Below are 1,437 nucleotides of genomic sequence, written 5' to 3'. Positions count from 1 at the left end.
CCGGAGGTCCTATGAAAAAAAGTTGGTTGTACATCGCTATGGTGGCGGTTTTGGCAATCGGCAGTCCCGTCCGGGCTGAAGAAAAGCGGGTGACTGCCGCCTGGACGTACGACGAAACTGCCCTGCAGGCCGAGAGCGTCGCCGGCTTCCGCATCAAAAATGCCTACAACGAAACCGTGGTCGACCAGATTCCGGCGACGGAGCGCACGGCCAGCTTCACGATCGTCAGTGACGGCAAGACCTGCCACAGCTTCTACCTGACCGCCTATACGGCGGACGACGAGACCCGGCCGAGCAACATCCTCACCTGGTGCCCGCCGCGCAAGGTCTTCACCGGCGTCGGCACCTTCAGTATCGAGATCAAGGACTGATGGCGGCACGGCTCATAATTCTCGTCCTGCTTGCCATGGTCCCCGGCCTGGCTCTTGGGGCCTGGCACCGGTCGATCCGTGTCGAGTGGGAATACACCGCGCCGGGCGAACCGGCGGTGACCGGCTTCCGGCTGTACCAGGGCGGCACGGCGGCGTGCGAGTTTCCGGGAGCGGATACCCGGACCGGTGATTGCACGGTGACGCTGGCCAGGCAGGTGACCGCGTACACGCTGACGGCTCTGTTCGCCGACGGCACGGAGAGCCCGCACTCAGTCTCCTACAGCGTTGTTTATGACGCCGTGGCACCGGTCCTGCGGCGGGTCGACATCGTCACGAAACCGTAACGGAGGCGGTCATGCGGAATCTCACCCCGGCAATCGAGTTGATCAAGCACTTCGAGGGCATCGAGGACGGCGACCCGACAACGGTCAACCTCGATCCGTACATGTGCCCGGCCGGCTACTGGACCATCGGCTGGGGCCATGTGGTGACAAATGCCAAGGGCCGGCAACTCGCCGGACTTCGCGACCGCCAGCAGGCCAGGGCCATCTATCCGGCCGGGATCACCATGGCCGAAGCCGAGGCCCTGCTGGCCGACGATGTCCGCCGCTTTGCCGCCGGCGTGGAGAGGCTGGTCAAGGTGCCGATCAATGACAATGAGTTCGGCGCCCTGGTGAGCCTCGCATTCAACATCGGCATGGGGCACTTCTCCGGCAGCTCGCTGCTGGGATTGATCAACAAGGGGGCACTCGACTGGGCGCCAAAAGAATTCCTGCGGTGGAACAAGTCGGGCGGCCGGGTGCTGCCCGGCCTCCAGCGCCGCCGAGAGGCCGAGGTGGCGCTGTGGAACGCCTGACGGCATCGGCGCCCGCCAGCCCCACCAAAATAGGGGGATACAGCGCAAACCGTGGGCCGATCGCGTGGCCTGGTTGCAGGCCCTGCACACTATCTGGCGCTGGAAGCGCCGCAAACGTGAGGAAACACAATGACCGACCAAGGCAAGACGTATTGCAAACTGGGGGTGTTGATCGTCGGCGCGATGCTCGCCCTGACCGTGTCGTTTTTC

General features: G+C 64.2%; 3 protein-coding genes. All 3 read left to right on the top strand.

What is annotated here, in order from left to right:
* Nucleotides 1–371: hypothetical protein (locus tag Q362_RS0117730; protein ID WP_211248542.1), on the top strand; the 371-nt coding region annotated here is incomplete at its 5' end.
* Nucleotides 371–715 carry a hypothetical protein gene (locus Q362_RS0117725; RefSeq protein ID WP_028319699.1) on the top strand — a complete coding sequence of 115 codons (345 nt, stop codon included), beginning with the start codon at nucleotides 371–373 and terminating at the stop codon, nucleotides 713–715. The genes Q362_RS0117730 and Q362_RS0117725, both read left to right, overlap by 1 nt.
* 11 nt (nucleotides 716–726) lie before the next feature.
* Nucleotides 727–1,227, top strand: a complete 501-nt coding sequence (locus Q362_RS0117720; RefSeq protein WP_028319698.1) for a lysozyme — start codon at nucleotides 727–729, stop codon at nucleotides 1,225–1,227.
* The last annotated feature ends 210 nt before the right edge of the window (nucleotides 1,228–1,437 follow it).

Origin of the sequence: Desulfobulbus elongatus DSM 2908 (assembly GCF_000621145.1) — a bacterium.
GTDB lineage: Bacteria > Desulfobacterota > Desulfobulbia > Desulfobulbales > Desulfobulbaceae > Desulfobulbus > Desulfobulbus elongatus.
This window is presented reverse-complemented; position numbering and strand designations above follow the sequence as displayed.

Excerpts from the sequence above, each read along its gene's own strand:
- Q362_RS0117725 (WP_028319699.1), top strand. The coding sequence starts at position 371 with ATGGCGGCACGGCTCATAATTCTCGTCCTGCTTGCCATGGTCCCCGGC.
- Q362_RS0117720 (WP_028319698.1), top strand. The coding sequence starts at position 727 with ATGCGGAATCTCACCCCGGCAATCGAGTTGATCAAGCACTTCGAGGGC.